The sequence below is a fragment of the Aeromicrobium sp. PFPM2_SD2 genome (genome assembly GCF_057364525.1).
On record NZ_JBNFNZ010000656.1, the window covers coordinates 1 to 944 of the forward strand.

Below are 944 nucleotides of genomic sequence, written 5' to 3' on the forward strand. Positions count from 1 at the left end.
CGCGGGCCAGCGCGAGCTCGGCGCGCAGTCCGCTGCGCTGCAGGCTGGTCTGCTCCTCGGCCCGGGCCAGCGCGTCCATCTCCGGGCCGAACTTCGCGTCGAGCCGCTCGGCCTCGGGCAGGTCGCCGCGCCACAGCGCCAGCCAGGTCTTGGTGCGCTGCAGGTAGACGCGGAAGGCCAGCGGCGGGACCAGCTCCAGCGCGCGCTCGAGCCGGCGGGCCGCCTCGTCCCAGCGGCCGAGCGCGATGAGGGGATCGATCGCGTTGGTGGCCAGGATCGCGCCGGTCGTGCGCTCGACGCCCCGCTCGCGGGCGAGCGCGAGCCCCTCCTCGGCCGCCGCCAGCGACTCCTCGTGCCGACCGAGCAGGTTGAGCACGTCCGAGCGGTTGATCGCCGCGCGCATCGTGCCGGAGTCCTCCTCGGCGACCCGCGCCGCCTCCTCGAGCGAGGCCAGCCCCTCGGCGACCCGGCCGACGTGGACCAGGCAGGTGCCACGGACGTTGAGCGCGTACGACAGCTCGGCGGTGACACCCGTCGCGAGGGCCTCGTCGCGCACGCGCTCGGCGGCGGCGACCGCCTCCTCGCGCCGGCCGGCCATCATGAGCCGGCCCGCGTGACGGGTGGCGATGCGCAGCTTCACGTCGACGTCGGCCGGGTCGGTGACGAGCTCGAGCGCCTCCTCCAGGGCCGTGATCGAGTCGCCCTGCCCGGTGTTGTCCCACAGCAGCGTGCGCAGGTGCAGCAGCTCGGCCAGCAGGCGTCCCTGCGCCCCCTCGCCGATCGCCTGGTTCACCAGCCGCAGGGCCCGCTCGGACTCGCCCCACTCGTACCAGTCGCGGGCGGTGTCGTGCATGAGCCGCAGGCGTCCGCCGGGGACCTGGCGGGCCGCGTCGGGCAGCCGCTCCCACAGCTCCAGCAGCCGCTCCCCCAGCTCGCGCGCCGAC

Annotated in this window: 1 protein-coding gene; it reads right to left on the reverse strand. The window is 76.1% G+C overall.

The window, feature by feature from the left end; genetic code table 11:
• A partial coding sequence (locus tag AC2W7G_RS17215; protein ID WP_485869514.1) for a tetratricopeptide repeat protein occupies positions 1-944 on the reverse strand: 944 nt, incomplete at both ends.